Source organism: Nocardia sp. NPDC058244, assembly GCF_042882065.1.
Classification (GTDB): domain Bacteria; phylum Actinomycetota; class Actinomycetes; order Mycobacteriales; family Mycobacteriaceae; genus Nocardia.
Window position 1 is genome coordinate 384,856 of record NZ_JBHVWX010000006.1, and the last position, 16,325, is coordinate 401,180.

The following is a 16,325-nucleotide window of genomic DNA, read 5'->3' on the forward strand; positions in this document are numbered from 1 at the left end:
GCACTTCAGCGCGGGAGTGCCCCTACGACATGGGGTCGGTGGTGGATCGCCGCCGCCACGCTGCTGCTGGTCTGGGGCACCGTCGGCACTGTCGGGACGGCGCAGGGAGCCGCCCCGGTGACGCTCGGTGGTGGCTCCGGCATCGTCCTCGACGACGGCTCGACCTGCACACTCACGACGATCGGCCGGGATGGTGCCGGTCGGCTGGTCGGCTTCACGGCCGCGCACTGCGCCGCCGCCGGTGAGGGCATGGGAGTGGCCGCGGAGGCCGATCCCGAGGCAGGCAACGTCGGCACGATCGCGGTGCTCGGCAGCGATCTCGACTACGCGGTCATCGCCTTCGACGAGAGCGCGGTGATCCCGGTGAACCGGGTCGGCTCGACCACGATCACCGACGTCGGCGTGCCCGCGCAATTCCCGGCCGTCGCCTGCAAGGAAGGACGGACGACAGGGCAGACCTGTGGGCTGGTCTACGGAGACGTCTTCGGTGGCGCCTCGTGGACGCTGACCCAGATCTGCGTGATCCTCGGTGATTCCGGCGCGCCCGTCGTCGTCGGTTCGACGCTCGTCGCGATCGTCAACGGCTATATCGGGCTGCCGTGCATCGGCCCGCAGGTCGGCGCGAATTTCTCGCTGATTCTCGCGGATGTCGACGCACGCGGCGGAATCGGTGCAGGATTCCATCCGATTTGATTGCGAATAGTTACTGCGCGGAAATGGCAGTGGTCAACAGAAGCCGAACCAATTCCGCCTGCCGATGTGTTTTCGTCTTCGCGAAAATATGCTGCAGGTGCGTGCGGGCGGTGAATACCGAGACGGAGAGCTGATCGGCGACGGCGGGCAAGCCGTCGCCGCGCAGCACCCCCATGGCGACCATGGTCTCGGCGTCGGTCAGGCCGTACAGATCGTGCAGGGCCTCGGGCTCCGGCTCGGGGTCGTGGTCCGGATCGACCAGCAGGAGCAGCACCGCGCGGTGCCACAGTCCGTCGCCGGCGATGCCGTCGAGCGGGGACACCCGCAGAATCAGCGGCTTGCGGCCGGAACAGCGGGTGATGGCCACGTTGCCGCTGGAGAATCCGGGGTCGGCGGCGCAGTTGATCAGGTCCCTGAGCTGTTTCTGGGTGGTCGGGGATCCGGCCCGCAGACAGCCGAAGGCGTCCACCGACAACCCGTCGGACGCCTCGGTGATCCGCTCGGCCATCGAGTTGGCGAAAACCAGCGCCGCGTCGGTGGTGACGATCATGATCCCGTAGTGCGCCTGCTCCAGGGTCGCGAGCGCGAAGGCCCGGTCCCGGGACAGTTCGACCAGCTTGGACTGGGTGCGCAGCGCGCCGCGCAGGTGCGGCACGAGCACCCGCAGCAGCGCCAGGCCCGCGGGATGGCCGGTGATCGACTGGTGATCGGGCATCGTCAGGCAGATCCACGACGACGGGCGATCGTCGCTGAGCCGGGCCAGGAAACTGTTGGACAGGCCGTTCGCACTGACCTGGTCGGCCAGCGCGCTGCCGTGCTCCGGCACGGCGAACAGGTCGTCACTGGTGGCGGTGCTGCCGACCGGCAGCTGTTGGACCCGCTCGGCGACGCGCTCGAGCTGCGCGGGCAGATCCGGCGGGCTACTGGCCCCCGCGGATTTGATCGCGAACCGGTCACCGGCCGGATCGGCGATGACCAGGAAGCCGTGGACCGCGCCGAAGGTGTCGGTGATCTCCCCGATCACCGAGTCCCACCGGTCCGGGTCGTTGCCCGCGCCGTAGATCGCGGCGATCAAGTTCGAAAAACGTTGTAGCGCTATCGACATGATGGCCCTTCCTCGGCCACGGGTTGTCGGCGCGCTGCCGTTGTGCGGCGAGCGCCGCCCGGGAAGTCCCAACCTTCGAATCGTAATCGATCTTCGGGCGCGGCGAAATGCTCGCCGATGTCTTCCGGCCGCGGACGCAGGCTGCTCACCTGCTATCTTGAACGTCGTTCAATTCCATGGTGAAGGATGTCCGCTGTGTCCGATATCGAGAAATCCCCTAAGCCCGCGGTCGGTTTCGCCGCGCGGGACCTGGCGCAGATCGCGGTGTTCGCCGCGCTGATCGCCGCCCTGGGGCTGCCGGGTGCGATCACCGTCGGATTCAGTGGCGTGCCGATCACCCTGCAGACCCTCGGGGTGATCCTGACCGGCGCGATCCTCGGCGCGCGCAAGGGCACCGCCGCCGTCGCGATCTTCATCGCGCTGACCCTGATCGGCCTGCCGCTGCTCTCGGGCGGTCGCACCGGCTTGACCGCGCTGGCCTCGCCGACCGCGGGCTATCTGATCGGCTGGATTCCCGCCACGCTGGTGATCGGGTCGCTGACCGCGCTGATCCTGCCGAAGTACCCGATCGTGCCGGGCCTGCTGATCAACGCGCTCGGCGGCATCGTGGTCATCTACCTGTTCGGTACCGCCGGCCTGCTGGTCCGCACCGACCTCGGGCTCTGGGCCGCGATCTCGACCAACTTCGCGTTCGTGCCGGGCGACCTGGCCAAGGTCGTCATCGCCACCGTGGTGGCCAAGGGTGTGCACCGGGCCTATCCCGGACTGATCCGTGGCTGAGCGCGCGGGCAGGCGGCGCGCGTGAGCGAGATCGTCCTCGACGGGGTGGGCCACCGGTTCGGCGACCGGACCGTCCTGCGCGAGATCGACCTGCGGATCATCGAACAGCGGGTCGGGCTCATCGGCGCCAACGGCTCGGGGAAGTCGACGCTGGCGCGGATGCTCAACGGCCTGCTGAAGCCGACCTCGGGCACCGTCACCGTCGACGGGATCGACGCCGCCCGCAAGGGTGCCCAGGTGCGGCGCAAGGTCGGCTTCGTGTTCACCGATCCCGACACCCAGATCGTGATGCCGACCGTCACCGAGGATCTGGCGTTCTCGCTGCGGCGCAGCGGCCTGAGCCGCGCCGAGATCGCGGCCAGGGTGACCCGGATGCTGGACCGATTCGGGCTGAGCGCGCATGCCGACCATCCGGCGCATCTGCTCTCGGGCGGGCAGAAGCAGCTGCTCGCGATCGGGTCCGCGCTGATCCGCGAGCCCGAGGTGATCGTCGCCGACGAGCCGACCACCCTGCTCGACCTGCGCAACGCCCGCCGGGTGTCGGAGGCGCTGAACGCCCTCGACCAGCAGGTGATCGTGGTGACCCACCAGCTCGCCCTGCTCGACGGCTTCGATCGAGTCGTGGTGCTGGACAACGGGTCCCTCGCCTACGACGGCCCGCCCGCGGACGCGGTCGGCGCGTACCGGCGGCTCGTCGAGTGATCGGCCTCTACCGTCCCGGCGATTCCCCGCTGCACCGGATGCCCGCGGGGGCGAAGCTGGTGCTGCTCGTCGTCGCGATCGTCGCGATGACCGTCTTCGTGCGCGGTCTGCCAGGGGTGGGTGTGCTCGTACTCGTGATCGCCTGCCTGTTCGCGCTCGCGCGGATCTCCTGGCGGGTGGCGCTGGCCCAGATCCGGCCGGTGCTGTGGATGACGCTGATCATCGGTGTGTTCCAGTTGCTCACCACCTCGCCGACCCGGGCGGTCGTCGTCTGCGCTGTGCTGCTCGCCTCGGTCGCGCTCGCGGCGCTGGTCACCGTGACGACCAGGGTCACCGACCTGCTGGACGCCCTCACTCGCGCGCTCGGGCCGCTGCGCCGGGTCGGGGTGGATCCCGAGCGGGTGGGGCTGCTGCTGGCCCTGGCCATTCGCTGCGTTCCGTTGCTGGCGCAGATCGTGCACGACGTCGCCGAGGCGCGTCGCGCTCGCGGGGTGTCCTGGTCGGCGACGGCCCTGGTCACGCCCGTGCTGGTGCGCGCGTTGCGGACCGCCGACGCGATGGGGGAGGCGTTGGCGGCGCGCGGCGTCGACGACGACTGACGGTGGGCTCTTGCCATTAGTAGACGACCGGTCGTATAGTCATTGGCATGGCACGGCCCCGGCGTAGCGACGACACCCGAGCACTCCTGATCGAGGAGGGCGCGGTCGGCCTGCTGTCCAACGGCTATCACGGCACCGGCATCAAGCAGGTGCTCGACAAGGTCGGCGTGCCGAAGGGGTCGTTCTACAACTACTTCGACAGCAAGGAGAGCTTCGCGCACGCGGTGATCGAGCATCATTCGCTCTGCGTGCAGCGCAACCTGGCCGAGGCTTTCGCCGGCGCCCCCGACGCGCTCACCGGTCTGCGCCGCTTCTTCGGCACGCTGACCGCGGACTTCGTCGCCGCCGACTACACCGGTGGCTGCCTGATCGCCAATCTCGGCGGTGAACTCGAGGGCAGCGAGACTTTGCGCACCGCGCTCTCGGCGGCCTGGGCGGCTTGGCGCGACGGTGTGGCCGCCGCCCTGCGGACCGCGCAGGCCGAGGGAACGGTGCGCGCCGACATCGACGCCGTCGATCTCGCCGATCTGCTGCTGGAGTCCTGGGAGGGTGCGGTCATCCGGATGAAGATCGACCGCACCGTCGAGCCGCTGGACAAGTGTCTGCGGCGCCTGCTCGACGACTACTTCCGGCCGTAGCCGAGCCATGTCCCGCCTCCTAACCCTGCCGGTCGTCCATCCTGAGACGACCGGTCGTATCCGAACTCGAAAGGAACAGTCGATGTCGACTCCGAAGACGGTCGTCGTGACCGGGGCATCCAGCGGAATCGGGCGCGATGTCGCCCGCGCCTTCGTCGCCAGAGGCGACGCTGTGATCCTGGGTGGCCGCGACGCGGACAAGCTCGCCGCCGTCGCCGCGGAACTGGACGCGCCGGATCGCGTGGCCACCGTGGCCGGTGATATCGGCTCGCCCGCAACGGGATCGGCGTACGTCCGCGCCGCCCTCGAGCGATTCGGCCGGGTCGACGCGCTGATCAACAGCGCGGGCGTGTTCGGCGCGACCCCCTTCGTCGACGTCACCGAGGCCGAGCTCGACCGCTATCTCGGAGGCAACCTCAAGGGCACCTACTTCACCACCCAGGCCGTGGTGCGCCAGCTGCTCGCCCAGGGCGACGGCGGCAGCGTCGTCAACATCGGCACCGTGCTCATCGACCACGCGATGACCGGGCTGCCCGCGTCGGCCGCACTGATCAGCAAGGGCGGCGTGCACGCCCTGACCACCAGCCTGGCCGCCGAACTCGCGCCCGCCCGGATCCGGGTGAACGCGGTCGCGCCCGGCATCATCCGCACCCCGCTGTTCGGTGACGGCGACGAGCGTGCCGCCGCGGGTGCTGCGCTGCTCGGCCGGATCGGCGAGGTCGCCGACACCACGGCGGCCGTGCTGTACCTGACCGACGCCGAGTTCGTCACCGGCCACATCCTCCCCGTCGACGGCGGGTTCATCTCGGGTAGAGCGGCGTAGAAAGGAAACCAACCATGCCGTATGTCAACATCAAGGTCACCGATGAAGGGGTCACCCCGGAGCAGAAGGGACAGCTGATCAAGGGCGTCACCGACCTGCTGTTCGAGGTGCTCGGCAAGTCGCCCGACAGCACCTACGTGGTGATCGACGAAGTGGCGCTGACGGATTGGGGCGTCGGCGGGGTCAACGTCGCCGAGTATCGCGCCCAACGCGCGGCGCGCGGCTGAGAGTGCCACGGTGCGCCGGGTGCGGGTCTCCCGCGCCCGGCGCACCGCCGTTCGTCAGGCCGGGCCGTCGAACGGCACCGCGGCGTCGAGGGCGAACCAGCCCATCGGGATCCGCTTCCCGCGGGTCAGGAAGTAGCTCGGGCCCAGCCACAGATCCGGCTCGATCTCGCGCAGTTCGTCGTAGATCCGCCGGGCGGGCCGCCGCGAACCGACCCGCGGATCGTTGTAGTCGAACAGCACCGCCGCGCGCCCGTCGAGCACGGAATCACCCACCGTCGCCACGAAATTCAGCGCCCGCATGCCGCCGAGCAGACGGAAGACGTTGTGGCCGACCGCCACCCCGCCGTCCACGTGACGAAACGATTTCGCCACCCAGAAATACGACGGCCGCGCCATCACCGGCCCGAGCACCCGCTCGGCGGACCCGGGGAACGACCGCATCGTCACATCACCGTCGAGCCGCGCGAAGTCGCGTTCGGTCACCGCGGGCGCCGCGTCGAACAGCGCGCGGAACTCGGTGAGCCCGGCCCGCGACAGGGCGTCCAGGCGCGGGCGATGGCCCGACGGCGCGCGGACCGGCATCAGACCGTCGGCGGACAACGGTGTCGGCGTCATGAGCGGACTCGATTCTGTCGATGCTGTGCATCTTGCATACTGCCAACGTTCGGCGAGCCACGACACCGGAATCGGCAGCCCGGTGGTGATCCGCGGAAACGACGAAGGCGGTGACCCGGGGTCCGGGTCACCGCCTTCGGTGGCTGTCGCGAAGCGAGCTCAGGCGCGCAGGGCGTAGGGCTCGATCGCGCCGCGCTCGAGGGCGCGGGCGTCGATGGTCTCGGCGCGGTAGGGGAGCAGGGCCAGGCGGTCGGTCATGCCGCGTACCGGGTCGTCGATCTTCTCGTTCAGGCCGAACAGGAAGGTCCACTCGTGCTCGTCGCTGCCGTAGGGGACCACGGTGGCGAACTGCTCGTGGAACCGGCCCCACGAGCGCTTGAGGGTCTCGTTGCGCCACATGGTCGCGCACCCGGCCTGGGCCGACAGCACGCCGCCGGGCGCCAGCAGTGCCTTACATCGGGACAGGAACTCCGCCTCGTAGAGGCGGTTGTGCTGGGCGTCCTCGACGCGCTCGTCCGGCAGATCGATGACGATCACGTCGTAGCGGGTGCCCGCCTCCTGCGCGTTGGCCAGGAAGTCCCAGCCGTCGGCGTAGTGCACGTGCACCGGACCCTCACCGGCGACCGCGGCCGCCAGTTCCTCGGTGGTGTAGCCGTAGGGCAGGTGCCGGGCGCACAGCTCGACCTCGCGCTGGTCGATGTCGACGTGGTCGACCAGGGTCGCGCCCGCCGCCACCGACATCTGCGAGGCCACACCCTCACCGGAACCGATGATCAGCACCCGGTCCAGCTTCTCGGCCAGCACGAACGCCGGGACCATCATGGCCTCGTGGTAGGTGACCTGGGAGAACTCGGTGGACTGGCGGTCGTCGTCGGAGAACAGGGAGATGCCCTGATCGGTCCGCGCGATCACCATGTGCTGGAACGGGGTGTTCGTGTCCACGATCACCTCGTGCAGATCCCAGATCCGGGTCAGGCCGTCGCCCACCGGTTCGTAGATCTTCTCGGCACCGTGGCCGCGCTGGACGACCTTCATCCGAACATCCTTGGGAGACAACTTGTCTCGCAGGAGTTCTACCGCCTTCGTCGCACCGGCGCCGATGCTGCCGCAGGTGAAGACGTCGACGAAGATGTCGCCGGACTCCGGATAGGTGTGAATCGAGGCGTGGGACTCCGACAACAGGGCGAGGACGGTCACCCCCTGCGGATCGAACTTTTTGTGAACGACATCGCAGATGGTGACGCCCGCCGCGATCAGAGACTCACGCAACGCCGATTCGAGTCGTTCGAGATCGTCACACAGGTCTGTGTCGACACCACCGAACTCGGCCAGCACGTGCCAGCCGGTGAATTCCGCCGTCATGGGCAAACTCACTCTCGCTCAGCGCCCGAGACATGAACGGTCAAGGGCGGAAAACCATTGAAGGACACCGACGAATAACTCGCGGTATAGGCGCCGGTGTCGAGGATCTGGATCTGATCACCGGCTCGCAACGTGGTCGGCAGAAGGACCTTCGTGCGTTGATACAGTACATCGTCGCCGTCGCAGGTCGGACCCGCGACCACCGCCGCACCCACCGGATCGCCGTCGCGATCGGTGACGAACCGGTAGGCGATGTACTCGTTCTCCGTCTCGGCCATACCGTTGTACCGGCCGATGTCGAGATACACCCAGCGCCGGCCATCCGGCGCGAATCGCACGCCGACGACCTCGGCGTGAATGGTGCCCGCGTTGCCCACCAGCGCGCGGCCGGGTTCGACGACCAGGCCGGTGGACTCGGGCAGGAACTCGGCGGCGGCCGCGGTCATGGCGGCCGCGATCGCGTCGAGTTCGGGGGCCGCGTCGACGTAGGAGATCGGCAGACCGCCGCCCACGTTGACCGCGGCGACGTGAATGTCCTTGTCCGCCAACGCGGTCACGATCTCACCAGCCTGCCGGATGCCGATCCGCCAGGCGGCCGGATCGAGCTGCTGGGAGCCGACGTGGAAGTACGGGCCGCCCACCACCAGGCCCAGATCGCGGGCGCGCACCAGCAGCCGCAGCGCCTCGCTCGGCGCGCAGCCGAACTTGGTGCCGAAGGGAGTGCGCGACTCCGGCGCCGAGGACAGGAACCGGCACTCGACCTCCGCGCCGGGGGCGTGCTCGGCGATGCGCAGCAGATCGTCCTCGGTGTCGAAGGCGTAGCGGCGCACCCCCAGGGCGAAGGCGCGCGCGATGTGGGCGCTCTTCTTGATGGGGTTGCCGTAGCAGAGCTTGCCCGCGTCGATCCCCAGGCGCAGCGCCTGGTCGATCTCGCCGATGCTGGCCACGTCGAACTCGGCGCCCTCGGCGTCGAGCAGGGTCAGCAACTCGTCGACCGGTGCCGCTTTCACCGCGTACCTGATCCGGGTGCCCCGGCTGCGCCGCGCCGACACGGCGGCTGCGAGAGCTCGGTAATTGGCACGTACCCGTTCGGGGTAGATGACAAGGTACGGGGATTCGGGCATAGTTGAACTTTCGGTCGGCGGCCGGGAGAGACTATCAGCGGCGCCTACCCAACAACGAATCCGTCAAACATTCGTCATTTTCGACGATAGTGAACGGGTATCACTCAGCCCGCCGACACCGTGACCTCGTCGAACACGACCTCGCCCGCGGCGTCGGACTCCTCCAGATCGACGATGGCCGTCAGCGCCCAGCCGTGGTCCCCGGCGGGGTCGTCGAGCACCTGGCGCACGTGCCAGAAACCCGGCCGCCGCTCCACCTGGAACAGCTGCGGGCCGCGGGCGTCGGGGCCGGTGCCGATCGTGGCGTACTCGTCGAAATAGGGGGCGAAGTCCTCGGCCCAGTCGGGGCCGGGGCTCAGTTCGTCGAGGTCGTACCAGCGCTGTCGCGAGGCCAGTTCGACCCGGCGGAACATGGCGTTGCGCACCATCACCCGGAAGGCGCGCTCGTTGGCCGAGATCGGGCGCACCGACTCCGCGCCGAACGCGACCTGCTCGGCGTCGTTCTCCGCGCCGGGATTGGTGAGCTGCTCCCATTCGTCGAGCAGGCTCGAATCCACCTGGCGGATCAGCTCGCCCAGCCATTCGACGAGGTCGTCGAGCTCCTCGGTGCGCGCCGCGTCGGGCACCGTGCGGCGCAGCGCGCGGTAGGCGTCGGCGAGATAGCGCAGCACCACGCCCTCGGAACGGGCCAGCTCGTAGAACGAGATCAGCTCGGCGAAGGTCATCGCGCGCTCGATCATGTCGCGCACCACCGACTTCGGCGACGGCGCGAACTCCGAGACCCAGGGATGCCCGGCCCGGTAGGTCTCGAACGCGGGCTCGATCAGCTCGGCCAGCGGCTTGGGCCAGGTGACCTCTTCCAGGAGCTCCATGCGCTCCTCGTATTCGATACCGTCGGCCTTCATCTCGGCCACCGCGGCGCCGCGGGCCTTGTGCTGCTGGGCCATCAGCAGCTGGCGCGGGTCCTCCAGGGTCGCCTCGATCAGCGAGACGACATCGAGTGTGTAGGTGGGGCTTTCGCGATCGAGTAGTTCGAAGGCGGCCAGCGCGAACGGTGAGAGCGGCTGATCGAGAGCGAAGTCACGCTGCAGGTCGACGGTGAGCCGGGCCATTCGGCCCTTGGCGTCGGGTTCGGTGAGCTGTTGCACCACACCGGTATCGCGCAGCGCGCGGTAGAGCCGGATCGCGCGCAGGATGTGCTTGCGCTGGGCGGGCCGCGGCTCGTGGTTGTCCTCGAGCAGGTGGCGCATGGCGTCGAAGCAGTTGCCGGGCCGGGCGATCACGTTGAGCAGCAGGGCGTTGGTCACCGCGAAGCGCGACACCATCGGCTCCGGCTGCGCGGCGACGAGCCGGTCGAAGGTCTCCTCGCTCCACGAGACGAACCCCTCGGGTGGCTTGCGGCGCTGCACCTTCCGCTGCTTCTTCGGGTCGTCGCCCGCCTTGGCGATCAGGCGCGCGTTCTCCACCTCGTGCTCGGGCGCTTGGACGACGACGGTGCCCATGGTGTCGAAGCCGGCGCGACCGGCGCGGCCCGCGATCTGATGGAACTCACGGGCTTTGAGCCTGCGGGTGCGGACGCCGTCGAACTTGGTGAGCCCGGTCAGCAGCACCGTGCGGATCGGCACGTTGATGCCGACGCCGAGGGTGTCGGTGCCGCACACCACCTTCAGCAGGCCGTCCTGGGCGAGCTTCTCCACCAGCCTGCGGTACTTGGGCAGCATGCCCGCGTGGTGCACGCCGATGCCGTGCCGGATCAGCCGCGAGAGGGTCTTGCCGAAACCGGCGGCGAACCGGAACTCGCCGATGGCGGCGGCGATCGCGTCCTTCTCGGCGCGAGTGGCGAAGTTCACGCTGGTCAGCGCCTGCGCGCGTTCCAGCGCGGCGGCCTGGGTGAAGTGCACGACGTACACCGGCGCCTGATGGGTGGTGACCAGTTCTTCGAGCGTCTCGGTGATGGGGGTGCGCACGTAGGAGAACGTCAGGGGGACAGGGCGTTCGGTGCCCGCGACCACCGCCGTGGAGCGGCCGGTGCGGCGTTCGAGATCCTCGGCGAAGAAGTCGACCTCGCCCAGGGTCGCCGACATCAGCAGGAACTGCGCGCGCGGCAGCTCGATGATCGGGACCTGCCAGGCCCAGCCGCGATCGGGATCGGCGTAGAAGTGGAACTCGTCCATCACGATCTGGCCGACCTCGGCGTCGGGGCCCTCGCGCAACGCCAGGTTCGCCAGGATCTCCGCCGTCGCGCAGATGATCGGGGCGTCGGCGTTGACCGCCGCGTCGCCGGTGACCATGCCGACGTTCGCCGCGCCGAACACCTCGCACAGCGCGAAGAACTTCTCGCTGACCAGCGCCTTGATCGGCGCGGTGTAGTAGCTGCGCTGCCCGTTGGCCATGGCGAACAGGTGCGCGCCGACCGCGACCAGGGACTTGCCCGAGCCGGTCGGCGTCGCCAAGATCACGTTGGACCCCGAGGCCAGCTCCATCAGCGCCTCGTCCTGCGCCGGATACAGGGGGGTGCCCTGCTCGGCGGCCCACGCCGCGAACGACTCGTAGAGCGCGTCGGCGTCGGTCCCGGGGATTTCGAGCAGGTCGGTCAGATCCACTCCGACCACCCTAGTGGGCGGGGTGGGCGTGGCCCCCGTCAGCACGGCCCGGCGGGTCAGTCCTCGCTGTCGCGGGCGTTGTCGCCGTAACCGCCCTGCTCGGCGAGGAAGCGCTCGAACTCGGCGCCGAGCTCCTCGCCGCTGGGCAGTTCACCGTCGCCGGCCAGCAGGCTGGATTGGCTCTCCTGGGCGGTCACGAAACTGTCGTACTGGCGTTCCAGCGCCGTCACGACGGTCTCGACCTCCTCGTTGCCCGCGATGTGCTCGGCGACCTGCTCGCGCACGCGCGCGGCCGCCTCGCCCAGCGCGGTGAGCGGCAGCTCGAGGCCCGCGCTGTCGGCGACGTTCTCCAGCAGCGTCTGGGCGGCTTCCGGGTAGTCGGTCTGGGCCAGGTAGTGCGGCACGTGCACGGAGAATCCGAGCGATTCGTGGCCGTGCTGGGCCATCCGGAACTCCAGCAGCGAGGACGCGCTGCCGGGCACCTGCAGCTCACCGGGCCAGCGCTGGTGGTCACCGATCAGCGAACGGTCCGAGGAATGCGCGGTGACACCCAGCGGCCGGGTGTGCGGAATCGCCATCGGGATCGCGGACAGCCCGATCGTGCGGCGCACACCGAGCTGCTCGGCCAGCAGCCGCACCGCGGTGGTGAACTTCTCCCAGCGCAGATCCGGCTCCAGGCCCGCCAGCAGCAGGAACGGGGTGCCCGCGGTGTCGCGCAGTGCCCACAGGTTCAGCTCGGGCTCGGCGTACTCGGCGAAGTGATCGGTCTTGAACGTCATCAGCGGACGGCGCGAGCGGTAATCGAGCAGCTCGTCGACGTCGAAGGAGGCGACGAGCTCGGATTCCAGGCTCTCGCGCAGATGGGTGGTCGCCAGGCGCACGGCGTGACCGGCGTCGGTGAAACCTTCCAGCCCGTGCACCAGCACGGGGCCCGCGCCGTCGTCCGACGACAGCTGCGGTGCCGGGAACTCCAGCTCGTACATGTGCGACTGGTCATCCATCGCGTACTCCTTCCTGCGCGGTCCACCAACGCTCGCGGCGGGGGAGGCGTTCTCCATTGTCCCCCACGCGAGCAGAAGCGTCGCACACGGCCGGAGGACGGCTCGTCCTGCTACACAACAGCCACCGCTGCCTCGACATTCCCGCGCGGCGTGGCGATCACGCCCCGACCGGCCCGGTGCGGCACAGTGGGAGGGGTGAACGTGGCGGAAACGACACCGGCCCACCACGGCGATCCGGTCCGGCGCCCCGGGCAGCGGCGCCGGACCCTCGTCTGCGCGGTGGCGGTCGCCGGGCTCGCGCTGACCGGGTGTGGCGAGAGCATCAGCGGCACGCCGGTCGCCCAGAGCGCGATGGCGGTCCGGCACGTCGACGGCGCGCTCGCCGATCTGCTGCCCACCGCGCAGCAGTTCCCGGCCCGGTATCCGGCCGTGGTGCTGCCGCCGCAGGCCGCGGCCGCGGCGGCGGGCGACCTGGACGGGGTCGGGGCCGGGGCCACCGTCAGCCCGTCGCGATGCACGCCACCGGACCCCGAGCCGGGCGGCGAACCGGCCGCGGTCGCGGTCGGCAACGACGACGCGAGCCGGGCCACGCTCACCGTCGAACTGTCGCGCACCACCGAGGCGGCCGCCCGCCTGCGCGACCGGCTCGCGGGGTGCGAGCAGATCCGGGTCAGCCGGGCCGGCGCGGAATCGACCGTCTCGACCGTGCTCGGCACCGCCGTCCCGGGAGGTGCCGACGACGCGGTGTCGTTGCGGCGCACCGTCGTTCCCGATGTCGGTGGGCCAGGGCTGACCCAGACGATGCAGACCTCGATCGGGCAGGTCGGCGATGTGCGGATCACGGTGACGTCGATGACCTTCGGCGCGGGGCAGCCGGACGAGCAGGCCGTCGCGGAGATGTTCGCGACCGCCGTGCGCCGGGTGCGCGAGGCCTAGCACGCGGGGGTGACAAGTCCGGTCCGGGCGCGACGCCGGGACCGGGATCGCTCCACAGCCGCGACGCCGTCAACAGGGCGGCGGAATGCCCAGGTCGGCTGTCCGGCGCCGACGACGGCCCCGGGCACGGTGGAGCCATGACACCTTCGACGAACTCCACCCGCCGGGCCACCCGCTCCGGACCCTTTCCCCGGGCGCTCACCTGCGCCGAATCCACGCCCGGCTATCCCGCGCGCCTGCCGCAGCCGTCGCTGCGGGTGGACGATCCCGGCGAGCTCATCGCCGCCCTGCCCGCCATGCTCGGTTTCGTTCCCGAACGCTCGCTGGTCGTCGCGGTCCTGCGCGGCGCGGGTGGGGGCGATGCCACGGCGATCGAGGCGGTCGTGCGCTTCGATCTGGACGCACTGGCCGACCCGCACCGGATCGGCCAGTTCACCGCCTGTGTCGGGTCGATCTGCCTGCGTGAGCACGCCGGCGGGGTGCTGGCGGTCTTCGTCGACGAGGCCGGGACCGGGATGATGCCTGCGCTGCGGGCGGCGTCGCTGCTCGAAGCGCTCGGTGACGAAGGCGTCGCCGTATGCGGGGCCTGGTCGGTGCCCGCGATCGTGGCGGGGGCACGGTTCCGCGACCTGTTCCAGCGCGGTGCGGGCGGGGTCGTCGGGGACCCGGCGGCGTCGATGGTGGCGCTCTCGCACGTCCTCGACGGCAGGCAGATCCGCGGCTCCCGCAACGAACTGACCGCCCTGGTCCGGCCCGACCGGCACCTGTGCGCCCGGGTGCAGACCCGGCTCGGGCCCGCGGTCGCGCGCTATCGCGAAGGCCTGTCCGCGGCGGCGCGCGCCGGGCACGCGGTGGCCTATCAGCGCCGGGCGCTGGAATGGGTGCTGTGGCAGATCGCCGACGCCGCCTCCGGAGCGTCGCGCGCCGATCGCGAACTCGCGCAGCTGGCCGCCACGCTGCGCGACCGGCCGATCCGCGACGCGATGTACGGGCTGGCGCTGGGCGATCACGCCGAGGCCGCCGAGCAGCTGTGGGCCCAGCTGGCCCGGGCCACTCCCGGCGCCGATCGCGCCGAAGCCGCCGCGCTGCTGGGATTCAGCGCCTACCTGCGCGGGGACGGCCCGTTCGCCGGCGTCGCCCTCGCCGCCGCGGTGGACGCCGACGCGACCCACCCGATGGCCGTGCTGCTGGAGACCTCGTTGCAGAGCGGTTTGCGGCCGGAACGGCTCCGCAAACTCGCGCACTGCGGTCACCAGATCGCGGCCGATCTGGGGGTCGACATCGGCCCACTCCGGTCATGACACCGGCGATCGGCGGAACTCAGCGCGCGCTGTGCGCCTTGTCACCGAGCGAACGCAGGAATTCCCAGGCGTCGGAGACGATCTCGTCGAGATCGTTGTGCGCGGGCTGCCAGCCCAGCTCGGCGATCGCCCGGTCGCTGGAGGCGATGAGGACCGCCGGATCGCCCGCGCGGCGCGGCGCGTCGATCGCCTCGATCGGCAGGCCGGTCACCCGCTCGCACGCCGAGATCACCTCGCGCACCGAGAAACCGGTGCCCGAGCCGAGATTGAGGATCCGGTGGCTGCCCGGCTGCGACGAGGACAGGGCGAGCAGATGCGCCTGCGCCAGGTCGCGGATGTGGATGTAGTCCCGCACGCACGTGCCGTCCGGTGTCGGCCAGTCGGTGCCGTAGACGGAGATGGCCTTGCGGTGGCCCAGCGCCACCTGCAACACGAGGGGGATCAGATGCGTTTCCACGACCCGGTTCTCGCCGAGACCGGCGTAGGCGCCTGCCACGTTGAAGTAGCGCAGGCTCGTCGCGGCCAGACCGTGCGCCACCGCGTAGGAGGTGATGGCGTGGTCGATGGCCAGCTTGCTCGCACCGTAGGGGTTCGTGGGGCGGGTCGGCGCGGCCTCGGTGATCGGCACCTGCTCCGGTTCGCCGTAGGTCGCGGCGGTGGAGGAGAACACCAGGCGCGGGGTGCCGGTCTCGCGGATCGCCTCGAGCAGGGTCAGCGTCTTGACGACATTGCCCTGCCAGTACTTCTCCGGCTGCTCCACCGACTCGCCGACGAGCGACTGTGCCGCGAAATGCAGGACGCCGTCGAAGGATTCGGCGCGCAGCAACTCCGGTGCCGCGACGGCGATGTCACCCTGGACGAAGCGGGCGCCGGCGGGGACGCCGTCGGCGTTACCGGTCGAGAGGTCGTCGACGACGACCACCTCGTTGCCGGCCTCGAGCAGGACGGCGGCGCAGACACCACCCACGTAGCCGGCGCCGCCGGTGACCAGAAGTTTCACGGATCAGACCAGCCTCACCTGGACGGCGTGCGCCATCTCTTCGGACAGTTCGAAACCACTGTGCCCCGGCACCGTGATCAGCACCGCACCCGGCTTGGTCTCGACGGTGACGCGCGCGTCGGGCACCACACCCGCCTCGCGCAGCCTGCCGATGACCTCCGGGTCGGTCTGGATGTGCTCGGCCAGCCTGCGCACCACGACGGCGTGCAGCGCGCCGTTGGGCAGGTCGGACAGCCGCACGAGCGTCTCCTCGGCTGCGGGGGTATCGCCGAGGCCGAGCTCGTCCAGCCCGGGGATGGGATTGCCGTAGGGCGAGGTGGTCGGGTGGTTGAGCACCTCGATCAGGCGCCGTTCCACCTCCTCGCTCATCACGTGCTCCCAGCGGCACGCCTCGGCGTGCACGTTCTGCCAGTCGAGGCCGATGATGTCGACCAGCAACCGCTCGGCGAGCCGGTGCTTGCGCATCACCGCGACCGCCATGGCGCGGCCCTTGTCGGTCAGCTCGAGGTGGCGGTCACCCGCGACCAGCAGGAGGCCGTCGCGTTCCATCCGCGCGACCGTCTGGCTCACCGTCGGACCACTCTGCTCGAGCCGCTCGGCGATACGCGCCCGCAGCGGCACCACGCCCTCTTCCTCGAGGTCGTAGATGGTACGGAGATACATCTCCGTGGTGTCGACCAGATCCTTCACCTGTTACCCCTTCGTCGGCACGAATTCTACCCACGCGCGAACGCCCGTCCGCCCGCCGGACCGGCGGCCCTATTTCTACTGCATGTCAACGCGTCACGGGGGTCGCTGCTTCCGACTAGCGTGGCG

17 protein-coding genes are annotated in these 16,325 nt (G+C 70.1%); 9 read left to right on the forward strand and 8 right to left on the reverse strand.

The features are described from left to right. Positions 1–45: 45 nt before the first annotated feature. Positions 46–693, forward strand: a complete 648-nt coding sequence (locus tag ACFVW6_RS21210) for a serine protease (protein ID WP_378831330.1) — start codon at positions 46–48, stop codon at positions 691–693. A gap of 10 nt (positions 694–703) precedes the next feature. On the opposite strand, the gene ACFVW6_RS21215 is transcribed toward ACFVW6_RS21210, so the two are convergent. Continuing rightward, positions 704–1,798 carry a helix-turn-helix transcriptional regulator gene (locus ACFVW6_RS21215; RefSeq protein ID WP_378831179.1) on the reverse strand — a complete coding sequence of 365 codons (1,095 nt, stop codon included), beginning with the start codon at positions 1,796–1,798 and terminating at the stop codon, positions 704–706. A 186-nt stretch (positions 1,799–1,984) separates the two neighbouring features. Between ACFVW6_RS21215 and ACFVW6_RS21220 the strand changes: the two genes are divergently transcribed. From ACFVW6_RS21220 to ACFVW6_RS21245, 6 genes are all read left to right on the forward strand, one after another. Further along, positions 1,985–2,578: a biotin transporter BioY gene (locus tag ACFVW6_RS21220; protein ID WP_378831177.1), complete on the forward strand. Its 594-nt coding sequence runs from the start codon at positions 1,985–1,987 to the stop codon at positions 2,576–2,578. Positions 2,579–2,599: 21 nt separating this feature from the next. Beyond that, positions 2,600–3,280: an energy-coupling factor ABC transporter ATP-binding protein gene (locus ACFVW6_RS21225; protein WP_378831174.1), complete on the forward strand. Its 681-nt coding sequence runs from the start codon at positions 2,600–2,602 to the stop codon at positions 3,278–3,280. Continuing rightward, positions 3,277–3,879 (forward strand): energy-coupling factor transporter transmembrane component T family protein, encoded by a 603-nt coding sequence (locus ACFVW6_RS21230; RefSeq protein ID WP_378831172.1) that lies wholly within the window; start codon positions 3,277–3,279, stop codon positions 3,877–3,879. Before ACFVW6_RS21225 ends, ACFVW6_RS21230 begins: the two co-directional genes overlap by 4 nt. A 47-nt stretch (positions 3,880–3,926) precedes the next feature. Then, complete coding sequence (locus tag ACFVW6_RS21235) at positions 3,927–4,517, forward strand: TetR family transcriptional regulator C-terminal domain-containing protein (protein WP_378831169.1); 591 nt, start codon at positions 3,927–3,929, stop codon at positions 4,515–4,517. 82 nt (positions 4,518–4,599) lie between these two features. Further along, on the forward strand, positions 4,600–5,340 hold the full coding sequence (locus ACFVW6_RS21240) for an SDR family NAD(P)-dependent oxidoreductase (protein ID WP_378831167.1): 741 nt from the start codon (positions 4,600–4,602) through the stop codon (positions 5,338–5,340). A gap of 14 nt (positions 5,341–5,354) precedes the next feature. Further along, positions 5,355–5,567 carry a 4-oxalocrotonate tautomerase family protein gene (locus tag ACFVW6_RS21245; protein ID WP_355277604.1) on the forward strand — a complete coding sequence of 71 codons (213 nt, stop codon included), beginning with the start codon at positions 5,355–5,357 and terminating at the stop codon, positions 5,565–5,567. Between the two features lie 54 nt (positions 5,568–5,621). Here ACFVW6_RS21245 and ACFVW6_RS21250 read toward each other — a convergent pair whose 3' ends face one another. The 5 genes from ACFVW6_RS21250 to ACFVW6_RS21270 all read right to left on the reverse strand — a co-directional run bounded on the left by ACFVW6_RS21250 (position 5,622) and on the right by ACFVW6_RS21270 (position 12,272). Then, positions 5,622–6,182, reverse strand: coding sequence for a hypothetical protein (locus ACFVW6_RS21250; RefSeq protein ID WP_378831164.1), 561 nt, complete (start codon positions 6,180–6,182; stop codon positions 5,622–5,624). 159 nt (positions 6,183–6,341) lie between these two features. Next, positions 6,342–7,544, reverse strand: coding sequence for an adenosylmethionine decarboxylase (gene speD / locus ACFVW6_RS21255; protein WP_355277591.1), 1,203 nt, complete (start codon positions 7,542–7,544; stop codon positions 6,342–6,344). A gap of 8 nt (positions 7,545–7,552) precedes the next feature. Then, on the reverse strand, positions 7,553–8,668 hold the full coding sequence (locus ACFVW6_RS21260; protein ID WP_378831161.1) for a type III PLP-dependent enzyme: 1,116 nt from the start codon (positions 8,666–8,668) through the stop codon (positions 7,553–7,555). Between the two features lie 104 nt (positions 8,669–8,772). After that, positions 8,773–11,271: a DEAD/DEAH box helicase gene (locus ACFVW6_RS21265; protein WP_378831158.1), complete on the reverse strand. Its 2,499-nt coding sequence runs from the start codon at positions 11,269–11,271 to the stop codon at positions 8,773–8,775. 56 nt (positions 11,272–11,327) lie between these two features. Further along, entirely contained in the window at positions 11,328–12,272 is a 945-nt protein-coding gene (locus ACFVW6_RS21270; RefSeq protein WP_355277582.1) for a PAC2 family protein, read from the reverse strand. A gap of 195 nt (positions 12,273–12,467) precedes the next feature. On the opposite strand from ACFVW6_RS21270, the gene ACFVW6_RS21275 reads away from it, so the two are divergent. After that, a complete protein-coding gene (locus ACFVW6_RS21275) occupies positions 12,468–13,208 on the forward strand; it encodes a sensor domain-containing protein (RefSeq protein ID WP_378831156.1) in 741 nt (246 codons plus the stop codon). Between the two features lie 137 nt (positions 13,209–13,345). After that, complete coding sequence (locus tag ACFVW6_RS21280; protein WP_378831154.1) at positions 13,346–14,509, forward strand: DUF4192 domain-containing protein; 1,164 nt, start codon at positions 13,346–13,348, stop codon at positions 14,507–14,509. Positions 14,510–14,528: 19 nt separating this feature from the next. Here ACFVW6_RS21280 and galE read toward each other — a convergent pair whose 3' ends face one another. Both galE and ACFVW6_RS21290 read right to left on the reverse strand, forming a co-directional pair. Then, positions 14,529–15,509 carry a UDP-glucose 4-epimerase GalE gene (galE, locus tag ACFVW6_RS21285; RefSeq protein ID WP_378831152.1) on the reverse strand — a complete coding sequence of 327 codons (981 nt, stop codon included), beginning with the start codon at positions 15,507–15,509 and terminating at the stop codon, positions 14,529–14,531. Positions 15,510–15,512: 3 nt separating this feature from the next. Continuing rightward, the gene (locus tag ACFVW6_RS21290) at positions 15,513–16,199 is read right to left on the reverse strand and encodes a metal-dependent transcriptional regulator (RefSeq protein ID WP_355277572.1); all 687 of its coding nucleotides are present in this window, start codon (positions 16,197–16,199) and stop codon (positions 15,513–15,515) included. Between the last annotated feature and the right edge of the window lie 126 nt (positions 16,200–16,325).

Bases quoted from the DNA above. Each gene is read 5' to 3' on its own strand.
- speD (WP_355277591.1), bottom strand. From the start codon at position 7,544: ATGACGGCGGAATTCACCGGCTGGCACGTGCTGGCCGAGTTCGGTGGT.
- ACFVW6_RS21240 (WP_378831167.1), top strand. From the start codon at position 4,600: ATGTCGACTCCGAAGACGGTCGTCGTGACCGGGGCATCCAGCGGAATC.
- ACFVW6_RS21280 (WP_378831154.1), top strand. From the start codon at position 13,346: ATGACACCTTCGACGAACTCCACCCGCCGGGCCACCCGCTCCGGACCC.
- ACFVW6_RS21215 (WP_378831179.1), bottom strand. From the start codon at position 1,798: ATGTCGATAGCGCTACAACGTTTTTCGAACTTGATCGCCGCGATCTAC.
- ACFVW6_RS21245 (WP_355277604.1), top strand. From the start codon at position 5,355: ATGCCGTATGTCAACATCAAGGTCACCGATGAAGGGGTCACCCCGGAG.
- ACFVW6_RS21220 (WP_378831177.1), top strand. From the start codon at position 1,985: ATGTCCGCTGTGTCCGATATCGAGAAATCCCCTAAGCCCGCGGTCGGT.
- ACFVW6_RS21260 (WP_378831161.1), bottom strand. From the start codon at position 8,668: ATGCCCGAATCCCCGTACCTTGTCATCTACCCCGAACGGGTACGTGCC.
- ACFVW6_RS21270 (WP_355277582.1), bottom strand. From the start codon at position 12,272: ATGGATGACCAGTCGCACATGTACGAGCTGGAGTTCCCGGCACCGCAG.
- ACFVW6_RS21235 (WP_378831169.1), top strand. From the start codon at position 3,927: ATGGCACGGCCCCGGCGTAGCGACGACACCCGAGCACTCCTGATCGAG.
- ACFVW6_RS21250 (WP_378831164.1), bottom strand. From the start codon at position 6,182: ATGACGCCGACACCGTTGTCCGCCGACGGTCTGATGCCGGTCCGCGCG.